At 49.4% G+C, this 24,378-nt stretch carries 21 protein-coding genes and 3 pseudogenes; 6 read left to right on the forward strand and 18 right to left on the reverse strand.

All coding sequences use genetic code 11. The annotated features are described in order from the left end of the window. Positions 1-66: 66 nt before the first annotated feature. On the reverse strand, positions 67-1,992 hold the full coding sequence (locus DSD31_RS12840; protein ID WP_113991393.1) for a C1 family peptidase: 1,926 nt from the start codon (positions 1,990-1,992) through the stop codon (positions 67-69). Between the two features lie 641 nt (positions 1,993-2,633). Here DSD31_RS12840 and DSD31_RS12845 point away from each other — a divergent pair. Both DSD31_RS12845 and DSD31_RS12850 read left to right on the forward strand, forming a co-directional pair. Further along, positions 2,634-2,912 carry a type II toxin-antitoxin system TacA family antitoxin gene (locus tag DSD31_RS12845; protein WP_015584326.1) on the forward strand — a complete coding sequence of 93 codons (279 nt, stop codon included), beginning with the start codon at positions 2,634-2,636 and terminating at the stop codon, positions 2,910-2,912. Next, entirely contained in the window at positions 2,903-3,385 is a 483-nt protein-coding gene (locus DSD31_RS12850) for a GNAT family N-acetyltransferase (protein WP_113991085.1), read from the forward strand. Before DSD31_RS12845 ends, DSD31_RS12850 begins: the two co-directional genes overlap by 10 nt. Positions 3,386-3,503: 118 nt before the next feature. Here the strand turns inward: DSD31_RS12850 and DSD31_RS26440 are convergent. The 3 genes and pseudogenes from DSD31_RS26440 to DSD31_RS12870 form a co-directional block, all read right to left on the reverse strand. Next, positions 3,504-3,872: pseudogene (locus DSD31_RS26440) on the reverse strand (ISNCY family transposase); the annotation flags it as partial. Between the two features lie 504 nt (positions 3,873-4,376). Beyond that, positions 4,377-5,327 carry a hypothetical protein gene (locus DSD31_RS12865; protein WP_227538650.1) on the reverse strand — a complete coding sequence of 317 codons (951 nt, stop codon included), beginning with the start codon at positions 5,325-5,327 and terminating at the stop codon, positions 4,377-4,379. A gap of 90 nt (positions 5,328-5,417) precedes the next feature. Next, a pseudogene (locus DSD31_RS12870) lies at positions 5,418-5,573 on the reverse strand (transposase); the annotation flags it as partial. A gap of 595 nt (positions 5,574-6,168) precedes the next feature. Here DSD31_RS12870 and DSD31_RS12880 point away from each other — a divergent pair. Together DSD31_RS12880 and DSD31_RS12885 are read left to right on the forward strand one after the other, a co-directional pair. Next, positions 6,169-6,681 carry a hypothetical protein gene (locus DSD31_RS12880; protein WP_047417481.1) on the forward strand — a complete coding sequence of 171 codons (513 nt, stop codon included), beginning with the start codon at positions 6,169-6,171 and terminating at the stop codon, positions 6,679-6,681. Between the two features lie 2 nt (positions 6,682-6,683). Next, complete coding sequence (locus DSD31_RS12885) at positions 6,684-7,235, forward strand: YfbU family protein (RefSeq protein ID WP_048023574.1); 552 nt, start codon at positions 6,684-6,686, stop codon at positions 7,233-7,235. A 78-nt stretch (positions 7,236-7,313) separates the two neighbouring features. Here the strand turns inward: DSD31_RS12885 and DSD31_RS12890 are convergent, their stop codons facing one another. The 5 genes from DSD31_RS12890 to DSD31_RS12910 form a co-directional block, all read right to left on the reverse strand. Beyond that, a complete protein-coding gene (locus DSD31_RS12890) occupies positions 7,314-7,811 on the reverse strand; it encodes a hypothetical protein (protein ID WP_113991087.1) in 498 nt (165 codons plus the stop codon). 152 nt (positions 7,812-7,963) lie between these two features. Further along, positions 7,964-8,767 (reverse strand): hypothetical protein, encoded by an 804-nt coding sequence (locus tag DSD31_RS12895; protein ID WP_048023571.1) that lies wholly within the window; start codon positions 8,765-8,767, stop codon positions 7,964-7,966. 103 nt (positions 8,768-8,870) lie between these two features. Beyond that, positions 8,871-9,644: a DUF2971 domain-containing protein gene (locus DSD31_RS12900; protein ID WP_227505863.1), complete on the reverse strand. Its 774-nt coding sequence runs from the start codon at positions 9,642-9,644 to the stop codon at positions 8,871-8,873. Between the two features lie 459 nt (positions 9,645-10,103). After that, a complete protein-coding gene (locus DSD31_RS12905; RefSeq protein WP_205318369.1) occupies positions 10,104-12,308 on the reverse strand; it encodes a hypothetical protein in 2,205 nt (734 codons plus the stop codon). A 370-nt stretch (positions 12,309-12,678) separates the two neighbouring features. Further along, entirely contained in the window at positions 12,679-13,068 is a 390-nt protein-coding gene (locus DSD31_RS12910) for a hypothetical protein (protein ID WP_048023565.1), read from the reverse strand. 61 nt (positions 13,069-13,129) lie between these two features. On the opposite strand from DSD31_RS12910, the pseudogene DSD31_RS12915 reads away from it, so the two are divergent. Further along, positions 13,130-13,264 (forward strand): annotated as a pseudogene (locus tag DSD31_RS12915) (IS3 family transposase); the annotation flags it as partial. A gap of 433 nt (positions 13,265-13,697) precedes the next feature. Here DSD31_RS12915 and DSD31_RS26190 read toward each other — a convergent pair. From DSD31_RS26190 to DSD31_RS12945, 7 genes are all read right to left on the reverse strand, one after another. Beyond that, the gene (locus tag DSD31_RS26190; protein WP_004861965.1) at positions 13,698-13,856 is read right to left on the reverse strand and encodes a hypothetical protein; all 159 of its coding nucleotides are present in this window, start codon (positions 13,854-13,856) and stop codon (positions 13,698-13,700) included. A 716-nt stretch (positions 13,857-14,572) separates the two neighbouring features. Continuing rightward, positions 14,573-15,448, reverse strand: a complete 876-nt coding sequence (locus DSD31_RS12920; protein ID WP_015584329.1) for an NAD(P)-dependent oxidoreductase — start codon at positions 15,446-15,448, stop codon at positions 14,573-14,575. Between the two features lie 261 nt (positions 15,449-15,709). Beyond that, positions 15,710-16,426, reverse strand: a complete 717-nt coding sequence (locus tag DSD31_RS12925) for an ABC transporter ATP-binding protein (protein WP_004861956.1) — start codon at positions 16,424-16,426, stop codon at positions 15,710-15,712. After that, positions 16,423-17,298, reverse strand: a complete 876-nt coding sequence (locus DSD31_RS12930; RefSeq protein ID WP_032717450.1) for an ABC transporter ATP-binding protein — start codon at positions 17,296-17,298, stop codon at positions 16,423-16,425. The genes DSD31_RS12925 and DSD31_RS12930 overlap by 4 nt, the downstream gene beginning before the upstream one ends. Further along, positions 17,295-18,581, reverse strand: a complete 1,287-nt coding sequence (gene livM, locus DSD31_RS12935; RefSeq protein WP_015584332.1) for a high-affinity branched-chain amino acid ABC transporter permease LivM — start codon at positions 18,579-18,581, stop codon at positions 17,295-17,297. Before livM ends, DSD31_RS12930 begins: the two co-directional genes overlap by 4 nt. A gap of 10 nt (positions 18,582-18,591) precedes the next feature. Continuing rightward, positions 18,592-19,506 (reverse strand): ABC transporter permease subunit, encoded by a 915-nt coding sequence (locus DSD31_RS12940; protein ID WP_015584333.1) that lies wholly within the window; start codon positions 19,504-19,506, stop codon positions 18,592-18,594. A 99-nt stretch (positions 19,507-19,605) separates the two neighbouring features. Then, positions 19,606-20,664, reverse strand: a complete 1,059-nt coding sequence (locus tag DSD31_RS12945) for a branched-chain amino acid ABC transporter substrate-binding protein (protein ID WP_162180097.1) — start codon at positions 20,662-20,664, stop codon at positions 19,606-19,608. Positions 20,665-21,378: 714 nt separating this feature from the next. On the opposite strand from DSD31_RS12945, the gene DSD31_RS12950 reads away from it, so the two are divergent. Next, positions 21,379-22,785: a glycoside hydrolase family 10-like protein gene (locus DSD31_RS12950; protein ID WP_113991394.1), complete on the forward strand. Its 1,407-nt coding sequence runs from the start codon at positions 21,379-21,381 to the stop codon at positions 22,783-22,785. Here DSD31_RS12950 and DSD31_RS12955 read toward each other — a convergent pair. Beyond that, entirely contained in the window at positions 22,718-24,049 is a 1,332-nt protein-coding gene (locus tag DSD31_RS12955; protein ID WP_113991088.1) for a type II toxin-antitoxin system HipA family toxin, read from the reverse strand. The two genes, DSD31_RS12950 and DSD31_RS12955, sit on opposite strands and share 68 nt — an antisense overlap. Beyond that, complete coding sequence (gene hipB / locus DSD31_RS12960) at positions 24,049-24,321, reverse strand: type II toxin-antitoxin system antitoxin HipB (RefSeq protein WP_032717448.1); 273 nt, start codon at positions 24,319-24,321, stop codon at positions 24,049-24,051. Before hipB ends, DSD31_RS12955 begins: the two co-directional genes overlap by 1 nt. Positions 24,322-24,378 lie beyond the last annotated feature (57 nt).

Consider the following 24,378-nt stretch of genomic DNA (forward strand, 5'->3'; position numbering starts at 1 on the left):
TTGTTATGCGCTGATTTGAATAACAACGGGCGCTCTCTACCTCAATGTTTTATCCGTATAGATGGATTAATATCCCGTCATATCATCCTCCCTGGGAGGGTGGGATAATCCCCCCCCTTTAATACATTTCAGTATAGTAGTCATGGTGCTTAAATCGTTATCAAAGCCCCCGTGAGAGGTTGATTTTGTCTCGTTGCTTTGCGAATGATAGATTATCAAATTATTTCCTTTCGGCATTCCAGATTTATAAATTTCCATTCCAGCTAATGGCATATTTTTTCTTTCCTCAAATGCACGAGATACCAGATACAGCAGGGAGTGGCGGTATTTTGGCCATGGGACAGATGGCAGGCCAACAATATCCTTATACTCCAGGTCATCCTGCATCATATACAGATAAATTTTATCGTTTAGCTTTATACTCCCTTTATCTGTGAGCAGAGGCTGATAATGTTCATTGAAAAAATCCACGGTGCAGGCTGGAGCCATCAAATGAATACTCTCAATACAGAGAGTATTCAGCTCAAAACGGCCGAAAGTGGTAAGTAACCTGCCCAAAACGATTGACCCGGCACTGTGTCCCACCAAATGAATTTTGATCTTTTTCACCCTGGCCTGATCCAGTTTTTTGAGCAATGGCAATAGTCCACGATAGCCGCCATCATAATCAGGGTCGCCGCTGAACGCTGCCTGAGCATCTCCTTTCATATTACGCCAGGCGCGACTCCCAGCGGCTTTTACCGGTCCTGTTTCATACATAAAATCATCACTAAAGCTGACTCCGGCAATATCTGAGGCGGCGGAAATTCCGCCAAACACTTCGCCAATAAAATCGGATGCCCACATCAGATGAAAGTTATAAATGCCGTTGCCATCAAAAATCCCCGACCTCTTCCATTTAGCAATGCGTTTGGCCTCAGCTTCCTCGGAATTAAGTCCTCCGTGAGCATAAATAACCAGATGATCAAATCCATCCCCCTTATTGCTAGTAGGCGAAAGTAATCTTTTTGCTGTCTCTTCTATTTCGAGGCCAACCGGAGAGAAGTATTTACCCGTGGTTTTTAGTTTCCCATCATCAATATTGATAAAATGACCGAGAATTTCATCCCGGGTCGGGGAAGATAAACCAAAAAGCCCAGAGGGAGCATTTGTGAACATTCTGGGGATAGCATCGAAGGCAGAGGGGGCATTCACACCGAGTTGCAAAACCCATGCATCCATCACCGTGTCGGCCCAGTCTTTGTAATCCCAGTGAGCTATGCCCTTATCTCCCCATTCCTCACCCCATGTGTTGAGGATCAGGAAACCGGTTTTGTCATAGCCAACAATGACGAACGCGTGGCCACCAAAGGGCTCACCGCCCGGAATGATGCTACCGTTTTTGACAACATACCAGTTGCTATGAATTTGCGCGGAGATATAAATAGCACCGATATCATTCAGGGCTGCGTGGTAGTGGCTAAGTTCTGGTAACAGCCGATAATAAGCACCCAACCTGATTTCACGTGCTTCTTTTGCCAGTTCATAGGTTAACGTCCAGGATTTCTTATTAGCAGGCGCGCTACTCTCCTTACAGACACCATTACGATAAAAGCCCTTAAGCCCCCCACGCAGACTGGAACCTTCATGAGGTGATTCTGCCCACTCATCATTAGCCCTGGCCATTTCATAAAGCATCCGTGCGCTGACCCGATTATTTATTAGATCATTATTGGCGGACATCAGAATATCGATATAATGCCCCAGCGCAAAACCAACACAGCTGTTATTTCTCCCTTGATCTCGAATAGTGAAGGATAGAGTCGGTTTTATTTCCGGCCTTAATACCCGCAAGTTGGGTTGGAAGAGCGTATCCCTGATATCGGGTTGGTCGGGAAGAATATCCAGTACTCTTGGATTTTTACTTCCCGGTTTGAGCTGTGTGAGGTAGTTTCTACCGCCGATAGAAACCGTGTTGGTATTTATGTTTGGGTTATTTTTCTTTGTAGGCATAGCGGACTCCAAAGGAATTTTGTTGTATTCAACAAGGAATCTCCTGAAGGGAACTCAGCCCGGATTGTTCAGATCGAACAATCTCCAAAAAGAAACACATTATCAACCGAACTGAGCAATGATGATCATAGCATCAATACCTCGTAGCGAATGACGCCTGATGCAGAAAATCATTTATAAAACCCTCTCTGCCTGCAGGCTTATCTCCGTGGCATTCGATTGAGGAACATCGTCCACTGGATAACGTTTTACCTCGCAAGCTTTGCGTTACGGAGACACAGCTCCGAATCCACTGACTTACCTCTCTGAGAACGAGTTGAAGAGCGGGGTGCCGAGAATCGTCAATTGGCGAGGATGACAGTGATTGCAATGACAAGCCGACCGAACTGAAATTTTATTAGTCAGATGCGTGATGCGCTGGTATCCCGTCTACGGGATACCAGCGCATATTTTCATTTAATGGACGGCTGGTTTTTAGGGCACAGGAGAACGACAGCGATCGTATTGGATATGGCGGCACCGGATATAAACTCCGGCCTGACCATTCATCACCAGAATGACCTGAATCGCAACAGATGTGTATAGCAATTTTATATACAAAGTCTATAATTGTGTATACGACTGCTACACATGAGGTATCTATGAAACCAGACGTTCGTGAAGCTCCGATAAACATTCGGGCGAAAACATCCCAGCGCGACCTTATCGACATGGCCGCAAATCTTGTATCTAAATCACGTACTGATTTTATGCTTGAAGTGGCCTGTCGCGAAGCTCAGGACATTCTGTTGGATCAGCGCTTGTTCCTGCTGGACGATAAGCAGTTTGCTAGTTTCATGGAAGAGCTTGACGCACCTATGACAGCGGAGCGTCAGGCACGTATTGATAACCTGATGAACCGCAAATCGCCATGGGAATGAGACCACCGGAACCACTCAGCACTGGACACAACATAGCAGAATTTTTTTGTCAGGATCAGGTTCTTAACGAGTGGTTGAAGAAGAAGGCGCTGAAGAACCACAGTACAGGCATTTCAAGGGTCTTTGTGGTCTGTGCCGAAAACACAAAAAGGGTCATCGCGTATTACAGCTTATCATCCGGGAGCGTGCACAGAAACACAGTACCGGGGGCATACCGTCGTAATGCACCTGAAGCTGTACCGGTCATTGTTCTGGGAAGGCTTGCGGTCGATGCAGCCTGGGCAGGGAAGGGACTCGGAGCGGCACTGCTTAAGGATGCAATATACCGTACAGAACATATCGCAGTTCAGGTCGGTGTAAGGGCGCTTCTCGTCCATGCCTTGAATGATGAAGTCAGGGAGTTTTACACCAGGTTTGGATTCGAGCCCTCGATTATCAATACACTGACATTATTGTTCCCGATAAAAGTATGAAAATGATGTTTCATTATTGATACAGCCGGCAACAGAGATTGTGGGAAACGAATGGAACTTCTTACTGGTTAAAATGGTAAACGGTAAAGAATGTTGAGTCTGATAATGAGTGGCAAACTCGTTGTTTGCGGGGAACCCTGAGACCAGCTTTAACCCTAAGCGACCGGACAGTTTCTGTGGACTGATGGTCATCAAGTTCCGCGAGTTTTTCACGTGCTAGTGTCGGCCCAAAGTCGATATAGCGTTCGCGGATTATGTTGAGTGCATACCGGGCAAGACCGGCCGGGAGCTGGTTATTGCTGGTTTTTCCCCGACGACGGTTAGCTGTGTTCGCGGAAACGTGAAAGAAGACGTCGCGACACTGACGCTCGAAGATACCCAAGGCGCTGCGCGGCTATCTGTATGGTCAGTCGCCGGCGACAACATAGTGAATGATTTTGAGTCGGTTAACTTCATCCAAAGTGAAAAACTCCGCTGCATGAACAATGCATCGGAATCCCTCGATGGTGAGAATCTACGGCTTAGGATATTATAGCTTTGCTACCACATCATTAGTGCGCATAATGTATATTATGTTAAATAAACTCCATGGGTCTATTACTTCATGGTTCACTCGTGCGGCCACAGAAATCAGCATGTTGTGAATTTTGAGATACCTCCCTTTTATTGCATTAGGTCTGTCGTACATTTACTTCACCTCATGCTGATTGTTGGGTGTTTCTATGTACTCACTTACCCAGATTGTAAGTTCAAACGGCCGAAGGCACTGGATTCTGATGGATGTAAAAATCTGTTTGCCAGCACTTTATCCGCTTAGGTATCTAGTTGACCATCTGGAGTATCGCTCGCTTTCAACTCAATCAGCTTCTCTCCAGGCGATTAAGTTTTTTTATGAGTACTGGTACATAAAGCATAGAACTACATTCTGTTATAGCTTTTACTGTTCTGGACATGACCCTGCAATCGCTATTCATGAAATGACCGATTTTTTTCAATACCTAGAAAATGGTCGCCTGGTCACCTTCGCACCACGAGCACTGCCATTTAAACATTCTTGCGGCATGACAAATGCCTCTAGTAGAGATGACAGAGCGACGCAAAGATCTGTAACCGATGTGGCCGTGACATTGTTATCTCTCATGCTCTCACAGTAGGCAATTATTTCTTCAATCAATGCCGTGGCGGATGTAGCACGGGTTTCGCCGAGTATATCCAGCGATTTGCGTCCGTATCCATTCAGTGAATGGAACTCTCGAACGATTGGTGTTAATGATGTTTCGTACCACTCGCAAAAGTCACCAGTCCCACCAAAGAAATCCAGGCCGACATGAGCATTCGTCACCACATCCAGCATTGAAGTATATCTTGGCCCGGCAAAAGCAATGGCGTCATCCAGACATTGTCGAATTTGAGCAGATGTCAGCAGCGTGTCATCAAACCAATACCTACGCATCCCTCCATTAGGGTCTATCTCAAGTAATTGATTGCAGATAACAGCTGCGGTACAAAGGACAATAGAAAGTGACTTCCCTTGCGCTGACGCGTCCGATTCGACTTTACTTTTCCATTCTTCAAAGCGTTCCGCCTGGCTTTTTCCTCGCTTTCCCGCAGCAACACGCCCGGTCAGGTCAAACGGTATATAAATCCAGTATTCGGTTAGTGTGGGATGGTTGCTTAGCGCGGCTTTAAGGGAACTATCAATCTGTGTAAGCTCTGCGGAAGCAAGCTGGAAAAAGTATTTTGCCTGAACACCGAATACGGCACCGTCCGGTGAGCGGAAATATGCCTCAACTCCACCGTCTCCACCATCTCCACGCAGACTAATAAATGTTGAATTTGTCGGTACTCGACAGGTTTTCCTAAATAACTGTACGGCGAGTGCTTCAAAGCTATCGTTACGGCTTTTGGGGGCGCTGCGAATTAAACTGAAATCAATATTCATCACCAGTCCTTGTTCCTGTCAATAATGCGGCAAAAGCAGCCACATATTATACCCATTAAAAATGTATTGGTATTGAAGCGAGGTAAGATGTTCGCTGTTATCAGGCTTGATAGCCCGTAGCCACTTGTAGAGGCTGTGCGCAGAAACGCCCAGACGGTCGGATACTTCAGCAACAGAGTAACCGCGCTCCATTATCTGACGGACGGCTTCTTCCCTAAATTCAGGTGTAAATCGTGGTGTGCCCATATGCTCCTCCTATGCTCAATCTATAGGGCAGGATCGTCTACCGGGGCGGGGTCAGTCCATAAATGGCTCTGAGGTGTCTGTTAAACCTGTGGCGATTCATGGCTCAGTGTAAGGCCATCTCAGCCTGCAAAAGGTTGACCCCGGTACAAAGCTCCGTTCTATCAGGGTTCGGGCATGGATTCGATCTCCACAGGATTTCACGCGCCACGGGTATACATCCAAAAACATGTTATTCCCATGTCAGTGCGATAACCGCCACGCTTAATCTGAGAAACATCACGGAACTGCGTTATTTTGCCGCCCTGTTACTTCCGAACTAAATATACAAGGCCCGCTTATATTCAGGCATGTACCGGACGTATCAACCAGTCCGAGCCGAGGCTTAAGACATACCGCATAAAGATTGCCCACATTTCATCCGGTAACAGGTACCGCGGTAGTATTCTCCTGGACGTGAACATTCCCGCAGCCAAGTAAAATTGGGTTGAACGCCAGAAAATATACCCAGCTGACAGTCAGCGTGCGCGTCTTACTGAGAGATAGGCGGCCTTTTCTGGTAACCTGTTATTGTTCAGACAAAAATCAGGCGGTCTTCATGGAAATGAATGATGTTTTGCTTTCGCGCATTGGGACAGTAGTAACAATCCTTTGCGCCATTGCGTCGCTTTACGGATGGCTTCAGTCGCGCCGAGCAGCAACGCAGGCCGAATCGGCCGTTAAACAAATACAGTATCATCGAAGTGTCAGGCAGGCAGGGACGGTTCATGCTGCCCTTAGCAATGCCATAAAGTCCCTGCGGACGGTGGGACTCGGTTGTAATGCTGAAAAAATTGTCGGCATTAAAATGGAGCCCATCATCGAGGAAACAGAACTGTTCCTTGAGCAGTTTCAGGCAGCATTTTCTGACCCCCACCTCGCCGATAAAATAAACGTGCATATTGATTCTTTTACGGCCGTTGTCAGACGACATATTTCACACCTGTCAGATGCGGTTTCCCCGGAAGATAAATTAAAGGAAAGCCGGCAAATCTATCTAAAATTGTCCTCTCTTCAACCGAAAATCGGCCGGATTGCCGATGAATTTACATTCAACCCAAAAGGTGACTGAACATGCAAATCAAAGACAGTGAAAAACTCATTCTTCTCATGCTATGCGATTTGTATGACAACAATGATGTTCAGGGGGATATTGATCATAACTTTATTCGCGATGCTATTTTCGACAAGCAGACGTGGGCCATTCCCTGGAAATTTTCCGGCATCCCCTTCGAAAACCAGGAAACGCCGTCTGAAGTTAAATATGTATTTGATATTCTTCAGATGTGGAGCCTCATCGAGTACAGTTATGCCGCGCTGACGGATGAAGAAAAAAACCGACTTGAAGTAGATGCAGCACCGTTTGGCCGGAACCCTGTTTTCAGAGGATTTGACGGTAATAATGAAACGGAATTACTGGTTGCCGCGGAGTTCATCATTAATAAGCTTCAGCGGTTTGAACAGTTTAAAGGTCGGGACCTGAATTCTCACGCCCCGAGCATCGGGACATATGCAAGAATGTTAAGCGCCTTTAACACGGCGTTTGAAAACAACATGGGTAATCTGCTGTCGGCAGAACAACTGGCCACAATCCTGAAAGAACGTATCCACCCTTCCAAACGCTGAGTCTCCACACGAAAAAGGGCGGGACCGAATGAGTCCCACCCTTTGAACATTATGGAAATCGCGGGCATGCGCCTGACTTTATACCGGAACGTTCATCTTCTGAGGGGCTTGCCAGCGGTAAGCATAGGTAAAAAGCGTCAGGTCCAGCTCAAAAGTCTCCCGCATTCCATCCACGGACACAGAGGTGCACAGTAATCCCCTCCGTGCCAGGGACTCCACGCCGGTTTGCGGATCATCAAGCCGGTTCATCTGCCCCCATGTCATGACGGCGCCGCCGTGTGCCACAAAGTGCTGCACCACATCTTTTTCACTGTCCGTCAGAGAATCACAAAGAGCGGCCAGCTGCTGCTCTGCAGTGGCCTTTCCTTTCCGGGCCATAAGACGCTGATGCCATCCTCCGGCAATAATCTTGACGATCGGAAACGAAATAATAAATGCAAACAGCGTCAGGACAGAGTCATGAAGGACCAGATAGCAGCTCATCCCGGCGAGTCCGGCGACAAATATGGCGACATTAATGCTGAAATCCTTCTCCGCATAAACCCTGTCGAACAGTTTTCCGAGAAATTTGGTCATTACTTCACTCCCTGCTTGCTATGTCGATAGCTTTAAAGACGCAAACCAAGTTGATGGTTTCGTTCATTGACATGCCCCCAGTCTTAGATAGAACGATCAGTCAGTAATGTCGGTTTGATTAACATCTAATGGCGGCAACCTGCAGCTGCTACTCAAAGGGCTCTTGTTCGTCTCAAGTAACGTTGACAGATGGTCCAGATAAACTTCATCGCCTCTGAACGATTCATTGTTTTTTGGGGATTACCACCACTCCCGGTACCACCAATTCCATGACGTGATGCGAGACCAAGCAATTCGAAGCTGTTTGCTGTAGCAGTGAATGCGCTAATATCGGCTAAAGGTATGCCGCAGAGCACCGAAACTAAATCCTTGGTTTGTGGTTTTGTTTTTTTTATGTCAGGTATAAATGCATTGTCGTTACTGTACTCTTCAGAAATGAAGTGCGACAGTGTATCCCATAATCTGTACAAATTAACCCAGTCATGCCTCATTGAGCACATACCTAAAATAACCCTGACATCATATCGTTGAGAGGCTACATAGACTAATTTGGAATATTCCTGAGCATTAGTGGCAAGCTTCATGTCAACACCGGAAGCGAATGGAGATGACTGCTCTATATCCAAAGATTCAATATTAGTAACATGCGATAAACTGATGCCTTCAGATGCATCTATTCCTAAAGGGCCAAATCTTTCAAATTGTTCAAATCCAAAACTTATTGAGAGTGCACCATTAATTAGCATGAGCAAACCTTTTAGCTTCCGAGTAACTTCCTTCTCATCAGTGAGACTGTTTATATGTGGTGATGTTAATACGTGTAGATCGTTGCATCCGATGTCGGAGTCTGACTCATCAGAAATAGCAAAGTCATTGGAGTTAACATTGACCAACCCTTTAACAAAAGCTGTGTATGGGGTTAATCTAAACAAATAATTTTGCGTTGTGCTGGACATTATTAGTGAACCATCCTGTATTTTTTTGAAGTGTAGGTGCTTTAAGTCACAAAACAACATCGAGAATGGCGGGGATTTCTACCCGCCTAATTTAACTTATGAACTATGTGTCACCCTGGAAATAATGACCTTCTTTTACACGAATTCGTATTAATCTATATGAATTACGATCTAATGCCATTTTGTAGACATCTATTCCTTTGTCTATTTGCTTACTGGCGTAATCTTGAAGTTTAAATGAAGCCCTGCAACCTAAAGTAATTTCTTTGATAAGAGACTTATCAAATTGTTTAACACCAGAACCCTCAGTAATTACTCTGTACTCATTTTCATAAGCCCACGGTTTACCCTTATGAAGATATGTGCCGCTTAAATAGTCTCTAGGAGCATCAGTGTAATAGTTATAATGGGGGTATGAGTCAACATACACGACATCACCCTCAATCGCACGATCTTCAATGCTATGAGAGAAGGCATCATCAAAGCCTATACAGAATCCGGTATGAGAGTTGGCGTAATGTGACCACATCAAGTAGTTATCATACTCACGCGTAAGGCACACAATACCTTTTGTCGTCAAAGTATAATTTCGCATACTATACTCAACACCCCACCTAGAATTTTCATCAAACGATTTGTACCATTCCCAAAATTCTTGCTCTGTTCTTTCTGGACGGGCTTGATGAAATCGTTGTTTGATCACCGATAATTCGGCATTATAGTCAAAAATTAACTTCAGTTCGGCTGGGTCGTTAAAGTTTAAGGCTCTGCTGGCATATATGGTGCCTTTATCAACAAAGGCATCCAAATATTCGATGGTTTTATCGTCATCAACATTTCCTACATATTTATATAGCATGGTATGAAACTGCTCCAATAAAAAGACACCTTTCAGCGCATAATAAGTTCAAACTTTCTTAATCATCTCGCAATTCATTTAGTAGTAGGCTACATCTGATTCTACAGCTATTATTCAACCTTAAAATTTTTACGGATTGCAAGCAAGGTTTTAACACTACTCTGAGATTTTTTTGACTTTAAAGACCCACTTACTCTGGAATGTTTTGAGTTTTCAACAAGAATATCCTAATGGTCGAATTGTTGGCTAAGGTACCAGAGCACCAAGTCCTTCAAGCAAATTCAGCTGTCGAAGCACAGAGATAAAATTACCAAATGGTGTCTGTGGCAATCCAGTTATTCAACTACGTTACGGCTAACCCCAATCTAGTATTAACCTCAAAGTTAGTACTTAGCTCAAATGAGGAAAACCATGCATCATTCGAGGAGTCACTAGCTTTATCACCACAGAACCACTTGCACGAATGACAAGCGACGATCAACACTCTGAAGTCTGCTGTTGAGGTGCTGCAGGTGGCACGGACGGCTTAATAATCTTGGAAAGCCGATATCCCACTATCGTCCCAATGATCTCCTTATAGCGTTCGTCTACTGTTTTGACTTTCGCTTTTCTTGCTTTCAATCCAGCCACTCCGACAATATCAATCCGTTGCTCGGTGGTCAGCGTGGACTTGTAATTTCTAATATCTGGGTTGGCCCGACAAGTAAATGTATTAATTCGCGCGTATACACCCGAATCCACAGCTAATGATCTTATATTATCAACAGTCTCACCGCTATTGGTATTGTCATCAAAAATCAGAAGCCAGTTCTCTGACTTCAATTTTTGCTTGGTATCATGGTCGAGGGTCTCATCAGTAAAAATTGAAGAATAAGGATAATCTGAAAGATTGGAAAACGAATTCGCATTCTTCACGTCATAAATCGAGTATACCAATGCACCAGTATTTGCCAGCACCTGCCCTCCTGGAATCATCCTGGAAAACGTATGTTTAGCGTACAGTCCAACCAAGGCTCCGCCGTAATTGACACTCATACTGTGCAGCACATCACGTTTGGGAACATATCCATTTCGCTTTATGAGACTCATGGCTTTCTGAGCCGTGAACACCATTACTAACGGGTCATTTTCTTCACGATATAAACGGATAAGTTTGGCCCACGCATCTTTTCTCGCTACGTCATGAATATCAGATCTTGTGAAAGGTTTATTACGAGCCAGATTCTTAGCCTGTCTTTTAAGCTGTTTTGTTTCAAAAACCGCATGATATGAGCTTAGCAAGGTAAAGAAATGCCCCATTAGCGTGACCGAATCCTCCAACTCAATAGGGCTAGGGCCATATTTACCAGTAGTCAGGAACAGTTCAACGGAGGCGTGGGAACCTGCCAATCTGTGGTAGCTAGCGCCATTATCATTCATCATCACATCCATGTATAGAGCAGTAAACTCCTCAAGCTCCGCAAGCAAACTTAAGTTTCGCCCTCGCTCCCGAATGAATCTCTGTGCCTCTTTGAACTCTCGAAATTCTTTCTGACACTCTTTGCTTACGTTCTTTACAACGTCTTGCTTAAAGATAAGGCTACCAGAAAACTCGGGATTCAAAAAATCAGAATCATATAGAATTTGCGAAACGTTTTGATGAAATGCCAGCACATTAATCTTTGCATCCAACAGCCCCAGCAGTAATTTTCTATAAGGCCTGCTGGGGTTCAGCTTGATATGTTTATTGAAAATGCCATCGATATCAACACCAAATATCACTTTGGCATGGCGTATTTCAGAACTGTGGTAGGTCATGAAGGTAATGACATCATCCAGTTCAGCGCATGTGCCCTTTTTACGATAACTGTTAACAAGCTGCCGTAGGCTATCGAGCACCTCAAGAACCCGAACCCACTGGTCCTCAAAAAAAATATCCGTGTTGTCATGACCAACGTAGTGATCACCACCTGTAGCCTTCTTGTGTAATGTCTTTAATTTTTTAGGCGCCAGCTTGTTAAGCAATTCCTTACACAACTGATCTTTGGTTATTGGGATTTCAGTCGTGATAGCATGCATCAAATGCCGCGTAACGAAAAAAATAGAATCATTAATATTGTTATAATGCCTAAGCATGTCTCTTGCAAAACGCGGATACTCCAAACCAACAACGTCGTAGTCATTGACCGAGGAAAACCTCGACTTCATATCTACACTTACGCCGTCGAACATAAAGTAATAGCCAGGCCCTCTAAACACATGCGCGCGAGAAATAGGGTACGCAAACACTGACAAAATACGGTCAATCTCTTGCCGAGCAACTTGTGACGAAATATTCGCCCCATAATTCAACATAGACAACTTAGCAACTTCTGCCTCGCTAAGTTTTATGGCCCCATCAACATGAAATGCGCAACTCAACAGAGCAGAGATGTCCGGATTTTGAAGAATATCCTTTAAATCATCTTTGGCACTCAATATGTGTTCCAGCTGTTCTTCATAGCCCAAATCCGAGTATTCTCTCAGGGTGTGAATAAAGTCGATATTCCCGTCTGCATGAATGGCTAACATACGAAATAGAGCCTTTTCATTCAACCAGTTCGGATCAATCGGCGCACCTGGTGGCTGAACTTTTATTCCCCATTTTTTCGCCATGTTCATTACCTCCTCCCTGACCCATTTCTCATCAAAATCTACGTCCATACTACGTTCCTTTGCTCAGACCAAAGAGGAAAATCTCCATCATCAAACTCCGTAATGCTACCGCTCTCGCCCTGATAAAGTAAGGGCGTTTCTAATTGCTGCTGTGCAGCAGTGAGCGATTCTCGCTGAATCTCAATAGATTTTTCAAGGCGAGTCAGTTGGGAGGCCAGATCATCACGCTCTTCTCCCATCTCCTTAATTTCAATGGCTAACTACGCAATTAACTCATCTATCAACATTTCGTAATCTTTCGCTTTACTCTCATGCACCTGCTCATGGCTCAGGCAAAAACTTAATGGCAGTCCTGTTCCGTCAATTTTCGATAAGCGCTCGCTATCCGGCCATCGATTTTCGCCATGCCGTATTGTTATTATTTTTCGGCTTGTTTTAATTGTACAACTTGATTGCCGAGTAATTGCAGTAACGCATTTCTATCTTTGACCTTTTCTTCACGTATTGCACTGTATTGTTTCCATCCATATGAACCAACACCAAGTTGCTCTTCAAGTTTTGCATCAATTTTTTTAATATCAGAATTTAGTTGCGTTAATGATTTTGTATATGTTTCCGCCATCAAATCTATTACCTTTGTTCTTTTTTCTGTTTCTTCTTTTTCTGCGATAGTTTTCTCTGATTTAGAAGTAATTAAAACGCCTCCTTTATATGCGGCTGTCAGTATAATAATGCTTGTTGATATTATTAGCAGAAATTTTTCGACCAATTCGACCCAACTTTTTAACGCAGGCGATACTAACTTCATCTTTTCCTCAAACTACTTTTGCAATATTAAAATTGTAATGCTTTCTATTTAATACTAGGCTAACGGTCCGGAGCTGATCTCGCTGACGCTGGCACAATGGGCAGAAGAGCATGGTGTGATGCTGGAATTTGTGAGGCCCGCTAAGCCAAGGCAAAATGCCTTTATCGAAGGGTTCAACCGGACATGCAGAAAAGAGCGACATGCAAAGGTGAATTTGGAAAAAACCGCTAATCCAGTCGACTCTAAGAACGCTACCGCCATCAGAGACATCAGCTCTGATTAACTATTGATGCGTCTAAATGTTACCAAAAATTATCGGTTTTTCAAGAGGGTAACTAGAAACCCCCCTAAAGTTTTACGTGTTTGGGTATGCGATTGTGATTGGAAATGGATCATGAACTGAGACAGAGCAAAAATTCAGAAGATGCTCACAAGAACCAGATTCTCTGTTAGTTCATGAAGTTATCTGAGGGTTAGTTGTTGTTTATATTAAAAATTTAATTTAAATCAATTGCATATGACACACTTGCCTTATGAACTGAGTTTACACTCAACATAAGTTAAATTGCATTTAAGGAACCCTGACGTTATACGGCCCTGATGCTATGCCAGATATCAATAAGTAAACTTTAGATGCCCGCCTTGAGTTCCTGCCCTTTTTCATACATCAGCTCGGGATACATTATCTTCATACCGCGTGCTGCTTGTTGCTGCTTCATCAACTCAGCATCACCACCGCAGATTGCTACCATAATCACAAATGTCTGTGGATGTGGATAAATACCCATTCGGCTCACCCTCAGTTGCCAGCTGATGAATTGGGCACTATCTCAGTCCTGTCTGGCTGAATACGGCCTGACTGAGTCATCACGTTGTCGGACACTGCGTTAATCCGGCTCCGGTGCATTCCAGTTTTCTCGTCAGTGCAGGCAATTCCCGGTGTCCCGAACGCCAGTGACCCAGTCAAACCACTGGTCCGGCAGCTTGTCGCTAACTCAAAATGAAACGAATAGCGGAAAAAATGAAATACAGGCAGCACACGAGCTGTATTAAATTCTATCCCCACCTGGCATAGCGCCATTAATGGCGCTCTCTGGCGTTGGCTGCGGCAATTTTGTCTTCAGGTTCTGCGAATTTTGTATTCACTCTTTTTCTTAAAAAGTCACAACACGACATAACGAGAATTAAAATCACGATCGCTTTAAAAAGTAAGGTATTAAGCATTGTCAAACAGTCAGCCTCGTCTGGCTTAATAACACAAAACCCTGCAGGTACAGCGCAGCAATGGTGCTCAGAACACAAACGTAATATTCCACGCCCAGGCACAACTACAGCGAATATCGCTGATGTCGGCGTAGCGATCCCCAAAAACTGGAATATTCCGCGTATTACCTTATGATTTATAAGGATTTAATGGAAAATGCGTGCGCTACGTGAATTCTGTATGTTTCGCAGTACGATTATGCACAAGAATTCACGTAGGCTCCCTGCTCTTTTGGCATTATTACTCGGTTGTCGGCCGTCCCGCCAGCCAGGCATACACCGATGCCAGGTCTCGATCGGCATATCCCTCATCGGCGGCGTCATCCCAACAGTCGGCGATGGTGGCCAGAATCGGCAGCTGCGTATCTTCCGCCGCTTCGAGCGCCAGCCGGGCATCTTTCAGCGCATGGCTGAGCTGCATCTGCGGAGTAAAATCATTCGCCGCGATCATCTCCAGCTTGGCTTTCACATACGGTGCCGCCAGCGGGCCACCGTCAAGCGCGCCCCAGAACGCTTCTGGCGTAAAACCTAATTTCGCCGCCAGTAGCGTACTTTCTGCCACGCCTTCCATCATGGTGATCAGCCAGGCGTTCAGTACCAGCTTCATTTTCTGGCTGTTGCCGGCATCACCAAACCATTGTGTGCCGCGCGCAATCGCGGCAAAGACGCTCTCGGCCTTTGCGCCTCGCTGACGATCCCCGCTGGCAAGCACCAGAATTTGCGCATTTTCCGCCGGTTTTTTGGTTCCCGACACCGGAGCATCAAGATAGACCATCGATGGACGAAGCGACGCCAGCAGGCCAACGGCCTCCTGTGTTTCTTCCACGCCAATCGTCCCCATCTGGCAGAAAACGGCATCTGGCTGGCAAACCGGAGCCATTTCGCGGATCGCATTCAGAGTCGCCTCACCATCGGTCAGTACCGACAGAATCACCTCCGCCGACGCCGCGGCCTGTTGCGGGGTCGCGTGACGGATTAATCCGCTGGCCATCAAATCTTCACCCCGCTCAGGGGAACGGTTCCAGCCATGAACGGTAAAGCCTTTTTTTAACAAATTGCTGGCAAAAGCATGCCCCATGGCACCGAGCCCAATAACGGCAACAACCGGTAAGTTCATTCCATTTCTCCTGCGTTAATTTCGCACCTGCATAGCGTCCCGGGCAGCGATCCGTCCGTTCAGGTGACGTCGGTAGCGTGCTAACCGGGTAAAGTTCATTCAGTATGCCCGTATCCGCGGAACAAAGGCCAGCACGTTTATCGTCTTTATCCTGCAGAAATCAGTGGCTTGCCCTGGCGAGAAAAACAAACGCCGGCGGGAAATCGCCGGCGGACAGGATATCGCTGCTTTTTTATGTTTAAATGGTGACACTGTCACTTATCAGGTGACGCCGAGATAGGCATTTCTCACCTCCGGGTTATTCAACAATTCCCTGCCCGTTCCGGTTAATTGAATCTGACCATTCACCATGACGTAGGCGCGATCGGACAACTTCAGCGCATGATGCGCATTTTGTTCCACCAGAAACAGCGTCATGCCCTGCTGCGTCAGCTCCCGCAGGATCTGGAAGATCTGTTTGACCACCAGCGGCGCCAGTCCAAGGCTGGGCTCATCCAGCAGTAACAGTTTTGGCCGGCTCATCAATGCCCGGGCAATGGCCAGCATCTGCTGTTCGCCCCCCGATAACGTCATGGCGCGTTGCGCCCGTCGCTCTTCAAGACGCGGAAAAAGCTGATACATTCGCGCTTTGTCCTCATTCTGATAGCGGCTGCCGACGGGAATTGTCCCCATCAGCAGGTTTTCCTCCACCGTCATATCGGCAAAAATTCGCCGCCCTTCCGGCGCCTGGGCAATACCGTTACTGGCAATAAAATGGGTAGATCGTCGGCTGATATCCTCGCCGCGATAGCGAATTTCTCCTGCAGCGATGCGTGGCTGGCCAAAAATGGACATTAACAGCGTGGACTTCCCGGCGCCGTTGGCGCCGATTAGCGCCACCGTCTCCCCTTCATTAACCGTTAAGGAGACCTGTTTCAACGCCTGGATTTGACCATAGAACACATCAACCTGACGAAATTCAAGCAACGGTTGGCTCATTCGGCAAGCTCCTCTTCATCCGTTCCGAGATAGGCCGCGATCACGCTGGTATTCGACTGAATCTCCTTCGGTTCGCCGCGGGCGATCACGTCGCCATGATCGAGCACGATCACCTGATCGGAAATCTCCATCACCATTCCCATATCGTGTTCAATCAAGAGTACCGTCACGCCGTGATACTGGCGCAGGAAGCGGATAATCTTGCTCAGCGCCTGAGTCTCCACGGGATTCAGCCCCGCCGCCGGCTCATCCAGACAGATCATCTCTGGCCCGGTACACATCGCGCGAGCAATCTCCAGCCGCCGCTGCTGCCCGTAGGAGAGCGTTCCCGCCAGCAGGTTAGCGCAATCCGCCATCCCGACCACCTCCAGCCAGTAAAAGGCCCGATCCAGCGCCCGGTTTTCGGCATTTCGATACCCGCGGGTATTTAAGATCCCGGCGAGTAAATTACGGTTTACCTGCATGTGCTGGGCCACCAGCAGATTTTCAATTACCGACATCTCACGAAACAGCCGGATATTCTGAAAGGTTCGTGCCAGCCCCGCCCGGTTAACCAGATGCGTCCCACCGAACATTTTGTAATACAGCCGCGATCCCAGCGCGGCTGGATGAAGAAAATCCGTCGGATGAAGCTTCTGCCCCAGAACCTGAATCACGTCGGTGATCCGCGAACGGGCATCTAGCCTGATCGCCCCGCCGGTTGCACGATAAAACCCGGTCAGACAGTTAAATACCGTGGTTTTCCCCGCGCCATTAGGGCCAATCAGCGCGGTAATTGACCCTCTTTTGACCTCAAGATTGACATCATTGAGCGCTTTAATGCCGCCAAAATGCATCATCAGATGCTCAACCTGCAAAATAGTGTCATTCATGGCGCCACTCCCTTCCGTACCGCTACCCCCGTACGACTGGTACGCACCAGCCCACGTGGCCGCCAGATCATCATCAGCACCATTAATACGCCAAACAGCAGCACTCGATATTCGTCGAACCCCCTGAGCAGTTCCGGGGCCACCGTCAGGACAAACGCGGCCAGCACCACGCCCAGCGTCGAGCCCATTCCGCCCAACACCACGATGGCCAGAATCAACGCCGACTCAAAAAAGGTAAACGAGGTCGGGTTAACAAACCCTTGATAGGTGGCAAAAAAGACCCCGGCAATTCCTGCCGTGGAGGCTCCCAGCATAAACGCCGAGAGCTTCACCAGCACATGGTTGAGCCCCATAGCCCTGCAGGCTATCTCATCTTCACGCAGCGCCTCCCACGCGCGCCCGATAGGCATTCGCGTCAGCCGGTGCTTAATAAACAGCACCAGCAGGACCACCAGACAAAGCACGGCGTAGATAAAGATAAATTTGAGGTTGGGGTTATAGCTGATGTGCAGAAACTCGTGGATGGGCACCCCGCCGTCTTTGGCCCGCCGGCCAAACTCGAGGCCGAACAGCGTCGGCGCCGGGACGGAAACCCCATTCGGTCCGCCGGTAAAACTGACCCAGTTATTCAGCACCAGGCGGATAATTTCGCCAAACCCGAGGGTGACAATCGCCAGATAATCACCATGCATTCGCAGCACCGGAAATCCCAGCAGCGCACCGGCCAACGCCGCCATAATGGCACCTGCCGGCAGCATTGCCCAGAATCCCAGCCCCAGATACTGATAACCCAACGCCAGCCCGTAGGCACCAATAGCATAAAAGGCCACATAGCCCAGATCGAGCAGGCCCGCCAGACCGACCACAATATTCAGCCCCAGTCCCAGCAGGACATAAATCAGCCCGAGAATGGCGACCGTCAGCAGATATTTCGTGGCGACGATCGGGAACAGGATTGCGAGGAGCGCCAGCAGCGGAATCACCCAGCGCAGCCGCGAACGATAACCGGCGGGTCTCACGTATACGCCATCATTCGTTCCTTCAAAACGGGCGAGAAACTGGCGACCGCTGCGACTTTGCAGCAGCAGACTGAGCAGCAGTCGCCCAATCATCACGATGCCAACCAGTATCAACACCCGCTGGGTTGACAGATTGTAACTGTAACCTTTAAGCACAATGCCCACGATCGGGCCAAATACAATCAGCGCGCACAATCCGGCCAGGATGCTGTCGATCAGGCAGCGCCTGATATCCAGCCCTGGCTTACGGGACACTTCAGCCATGTTTGACCCCTTAAACCTTAGCAACCATCGGGCGACCCAACAGCCCTTGCGGGCGGAAAATAAGGATCGCCACCAGCAGCGCGAAGGAAAAAACATCTTTGTAATCCGAGTTCACCAGCCCGGCGAACTGCGCTTCGGCCACCCCCAGCAGTAAACCGCCGAGCATCGCGCCGGGTAGCGAGCCGATCCCCCCCAGCACGGCGGCAGTAAAAGCTTTGATGCCGATGATAAAACCGATATAGAAATCAAAGGTGCCGTAGTTCATGGTCACCAGCACGCCAGCCAGACCGGCCATCGCTGCGCCAATGACGAAAACCAGCGAGATCACCCGATCGGTATTAATTCCAAGGATTGCGGCCATTCGCCGATCCTGCTGCGTCGCCCGGCAGATGCGCCCGAGCCGGGTATGCTGAATGATCCAGGTCAGGACGATCATGCCCACCAGCGCGGCGACAAGGATAAATATTTTGGTCCAGGTGATTTGCACGATGCCGTCGCCAACCTCAAAACGCAGGACGCCGGAGAGCAGCGTCGGGATCCCCTGTTGATTGGGGCCCTGGCTGATTTGTACGTAGTTCTGCAGGATAAGCGACATACCGATAGCCGAAATCAGCGGCGCCAGGCGGGTGGAGTTGCGCAACGGCCGGTAGGCGATACGTTCGATAGTCCAGCCGTAGACGCCGGTCACCACAATGGTGAAGACCAGCGTGCCGAAGATCAGCAAAGGAAAAGAGTGAATCCCAAAACCGGAGAGCAGCGCCAGCCCGATAGCGCACAGATAGGCCGAAATCATGTACACCTCGCCGTGCGCGAAGTTAATCATGCCGATGATGCCGTACACCATGGTATAGCCGATGGCGATTAATCCATATACGGCGCCCAGCGTCAGCCCATTGATCAATTGTTGTAGAAAGAACGCTTCCATAGACACCATCCTGCCGGTAAACGGGCAGCGAACAGCCTGGCGCACCGCCGCTGCCTTTTCGCGAATAGCCCCTTGCGAAGGGGCGGAAAGTTCTGGCGGTTAAAGCTGGTGATATTTGCCTTTATCATCCCACTTATAAACCACGTAATCGGATACCTTCAGATCGCCCTTGCCATCCCAGGCTTTTTTGCCCATCACGGTATCGACGCTGTGGTTTTTCAGCCATTCGCTGGCTTTGGTGTTATCGGCTCCAACGGCATTATAGGCTGCGGCGATCGCCTGGATCGACGCGTAGGCATACAGGGTATAGCCTTCCGGTTCGAAACCGCTGGCGCGGAATTTTTCAATCACGGCTTTTCCTTCCGCAATGGTGCGCGGATCCTGACCGAAGGTCATCAGCACGCCGTCAGTGAACTGCGGGCCGCCGGCAGCGGTCACCAGCTCTTCCGTCACAATACAATCGCCGGAGAAGAATTTCGCCTGTACCCCCTGTTCTCTCATCTGACGAACCAGCGGGCCGGCTTCCGGATGGCAGCCGCCGAAATAGACCACATCAGGCTTCAGCGCACCAATTTTGGTCACCAGCGCGTTGAAGTCCTTCTCGCCCCGGGACAGCCCCTCGTACAGCACCTCTTTCGTCCCGCGTTTCGCCAGCGCGGCGCGGGTGGCATCCGCCAGCCCCTGGCCATAGGTATCTTTATCGTGGATCACGGCGATTTTTTTCGCCTTCAGCACATCCAGCATATAGTTCGCCGCAATAGCCCCCTGCTGGTCGTCACGACCGCACATGCGGAACATATCTTTCATACCGCGTTCGGTGATTTGCGGGTTCGTCGAGCCCGGGGTGATCGTCAGAATACCAGCCTCATCATAGACTTCGGAGGCCGGCATGGTGGATGACGAACAGAAATGCCCCACCACGGCAGAGACACCGGACTCATCGACCAGACGGTTCGCCACCGCGACCGCCTGTTTGGGTTCGCAGGCATCGTCCCCCTGAACCAGCACAATTTTTTCGCCTTTGATTCCTCCCGCCGCATTAATATCCGCCGCCGCCTGCGAGGCCCCTTTCCAGTACTGGGCGCCATAAGTCGCATTCGGCCCGGTAAACGGTCCGGCAACACCAATCTTCACATCCGCCTGTGCGTAAAATGCCACGCTCATACAACCCGCAATCGCAAAATGAAGAGTCAACTTTTTAAGTTTCAGAGACATTCGATATTCCTCAGCGATTTATAGCCTTGCGCCCTGTTACGGCGCGGAAAATATCAATTACTGTTTGGTTTGCCGAAGGCTGACAATGTGCCGTCACGGCCGGGGTGGAAGAAGCAAAAATCCCGCCAGGGAGAAATGGCGCGTCAGATCGCTTAGTGATGGATGGCAATAACGCGTGATAACAACGTTACCGCCTCCGGCTGACGTGCATTTCAGTACGAGTCAGGAGGTCTGTTGCCATCACGTGGCGAGTCGGGAACTGCGGCGTCCATATCGACCAGCGAGCTAAACATAGTTGCTCTTTTCACTCGTTGCGCACTGCCCTGGTGCAAAAGTGCGAAAATGATCATGAGAGTGAATAATTTTGTTGCGGTATTGTGAACAATATAACAAGACGCGCGAGAAGCGGCGCGTTAACAGGGATTCCGCGCTATGGACGCATAGCCCACTCTTATGATTTCCATCGTGCCGGCTGACCTCATCTGACGGCAAAAGGCGGCGATAACGACCCGACGCTGTTGCGGCGTCGTTCGCCGCCGCGCCCGCCCAGCCCACATAACAACAGGTCAGACGCGGGGAGAATACACACACTGATTGACTTGAATCCGAATCGTAGGAGAATGCATCTTCACGCAACGGCCTATAACGATGACGAATATGATTTTCTGCTCTCGTAGCGTCCCTGTTTTCGCTAAAGTCACCCTGTCCGCCGCGGCCGTGGCCGCCGCGCTGTTGTTGGTGAGCTGTTCCGGTAAACCGCCCGCCTCTCTGGTGACTCCGCTTCCTCCGGCGCTGAAACAGCCCCATTTACCCAAAACCCATGAACCGGTACGCGGCGTCTGGCTGACAACGGTATCTCGCCTTGACTGGCCGCCTGTCGACTCGGTGACGACTGGCGACCCTGCGGTTCGGATCCGTCAGCAGCAGAAAGCGTTGACCGATAAACTGGATAAACTGCAAAGCCTCGGCATCAATACCGTCTTCTTCCAGGTCAAGCCGGATGGCACCGCGCTGTGGCCGTCAAAAATTTTGCCGTGGTCCGATATGCTGACCGGCCACATCGGCCAGGATCCGGGCTATGATCCGCTCCAGTTTATGCTCGATGAAGCCCACAAACGCGGTATGCGGGTCCATGCCTGGTTTAACCCCTATCGCGTCTCTGTGAACACCCGGCCAAAAACCGTCAGCGAACTCAACGGAACCCTGTCGCAGATCCCCTCCAGCGTCTTCGTGCTGCATCGCGACTGGATCCGTACCGCCGGCGACCGCTTTGTCCTCGACCCGGGGATTCCGGAAGTCCGCGACTGGATAACCAGCATCGTTGCCGAAGTGGTGGAACACTACCCGGTTGACGGCGTGCAGTTTGACGATTACTTCTACACCGAATCGCCGGGTTCCGCGCTGAACGACACCCAGACCTACCGGAAATATGGGCAAGGATATGCCTCAAAGGCGGACTGGCGGCGACACAATACCCAGCAGCTGATTGCCCAAGTGTCACGCACCATCAAGCAGCTTAATCCCGATGTTGAGTTCGGCGTCAGTCCTGCGGGCGTCTGGCGTAACCGGTCACACGATCCGGCAGGATCCGACACCCGCGGCGCGGCCGCCTATGATGAGTCTTACGCCGATACCCGCAGCTGGGTTCAGCAGGGGCTCCTCGACTACATCGCCCCTCAGCTGTACTGGCCCTTTGCCCGTGATGCGGCCCGCTATGATGTACTTGCTAAATGGTGGGCCGACGTGGTGAAACCGACCGGTACCCGGCTGTATATCGGCGTGGCGCTGTATAAAATTGGCGAGCCGTCGAAAAATGAGCCCGACTGGATGGTCAACGGCGGCGTTCCGGAGCTGAAGAAACAGCTGGATTTGAACGAATCGATGCCGCAAATCCAGGGGACGATCCTGTTTCGCGAGAACTATCTCAACCAGCCGCAGACCCGGCAGGCGGTGAGCTACCTGAAAAGCCGCTGGGGAAGTCGCGTCGGGCCCTCGCTCAGCCCGACGGAGACGCCGCCATTGCGTTCTGCAAGCGTGAATGGACCCACAGCAAGCGATCGGTGATCGCCTCATATACCGGTTGTGAAAAGTCAGGCGGTAAAGTCCCCTTTACCGCCTCAACCGCGCGGGGAACGTTATCGACAAAATAGCGCAGAATCTCCAGCATCTGCTGTTGGGCAAACCCTACCTCTTTAGCCGTGGCGAGAAAGTGACGCGGATAGAGCGTCTGGATCTCCGTTTTACGCCCTTTACTGGCCTTCAGACTCATCGACAGCTTGAGATCGCTCAGGTGCAGTCCCTTTCCGCCAAGCAGCGGAAACGCGGAGATAATGTCGTAGAACGGGGTTAAGCGGTAGCTGCCGCCCGGCTGGAGGAAAATCGAGAAGTTTTTGGCGTGGCCATCGGTTGCGCCAATCAGCCACTGGAACACCATAAACTTCATAAAGTTATAGCGATCCTCGAGTGCCTCGCTGGAGCCAACCAGAAAAGCCATAATTGCCCGAATGCCCGGCCCGCCGTCGGACTCATACTTAATCGATGACGGAATGCCGAAGGCCTGACACAGATCTTCCTGCGGCAAACGCAGCAGCACCGTTTTCTCCTGCGCCCAGCGACGGTCGAAACGCTCCACCGCCAGCGCCCTGATACTGGCTGTCTGGATAATGCTGGCGGGCGGAACGGCAAAACCCAGCGCCCGGGCCAGCGCCAGACACAAATATTCGTTATCGACGCTTTCGCTGAGATCCAGCACCGCATCCGGCTGTTTGATCTCGCCGATGGGCAGTTTAATGATGTGGGTAGTCGGCGTGGTACCCGTCGGGATACACCACTGATCGCCGATTTTCAGCAGCGCGGTTTTCTCCTGGGCCCCGGCCACCGAGATCCTGAAATCATCGTGTTCGTTGACCATTCCGAGCGGTATATCCGACTGGTAGGCCGTCAGTAACGCATCCAGATCGTGGTTATCCAGCAGCTCCCAGCTCAACGCCCCGCGGGGCGCATTTTCTCCTGGCGGGAGTAACGTTACCGCCCCGACGCTGTCCCGTCCGATCTCGGCCAGCAGATCAAACGGCTGCTTTGAACGCGCCTGATAGCGCTTAACAATGCGGTCCCGTACCCGCGGACTGTCCGGCAGCAGATTGTCAAAGTAGTTAAATACCGCCTCGTCGGTGATGTTACCGTACTGCAGCGGAAGCGACAGTGAGAGCGGTCTGGCGCGAGGATTGCGCATCCACGCCTCTTCATAGCGAAAGAGATGTGCGCCGTTCGCCTGCTTGATTAGCTCGCCGACCCGCTCATTGTTCATCCATGTCACGAGAGTCGCCATTACCACTCCAGATCCCGCGGGTTATCACGGTTATCGTCGGTATCCGGCGCATTTTTTTCGCAAATCGCCATCGACAGTTCCAGTGACTGTAAAATTTTAAACACCGTGGTTAACGTCGTTTTCTCGGGATGATTTTCAAAGTTAGAGACGGTGGCCTGTTTAATCCCCATACGCTGAGCCAGCTCGCTCTGCGTCCACTGGTTTTTCTGGCGCACCAGCTTGAGATAGTTTGCCAGCTGAACCGGGCTGTATATCGTTGGTGAAGGGCTCATCGGGTCTCCTTATCCTCTTCTGCGGATAAAACACTGTTTATACCCTGTCAGGGATAA

Source organism: Klebsiella sp. X13, from assembly GCF_003323835.1.
In the GTDB taxonomy this organism is placed as follows: Bacteria; Pseudomonadota; Gammaproteobacteria; order Enterobacterales; family Enterobacteriaceae; genus Klebsiella; species Klebsiella ornithinolytica.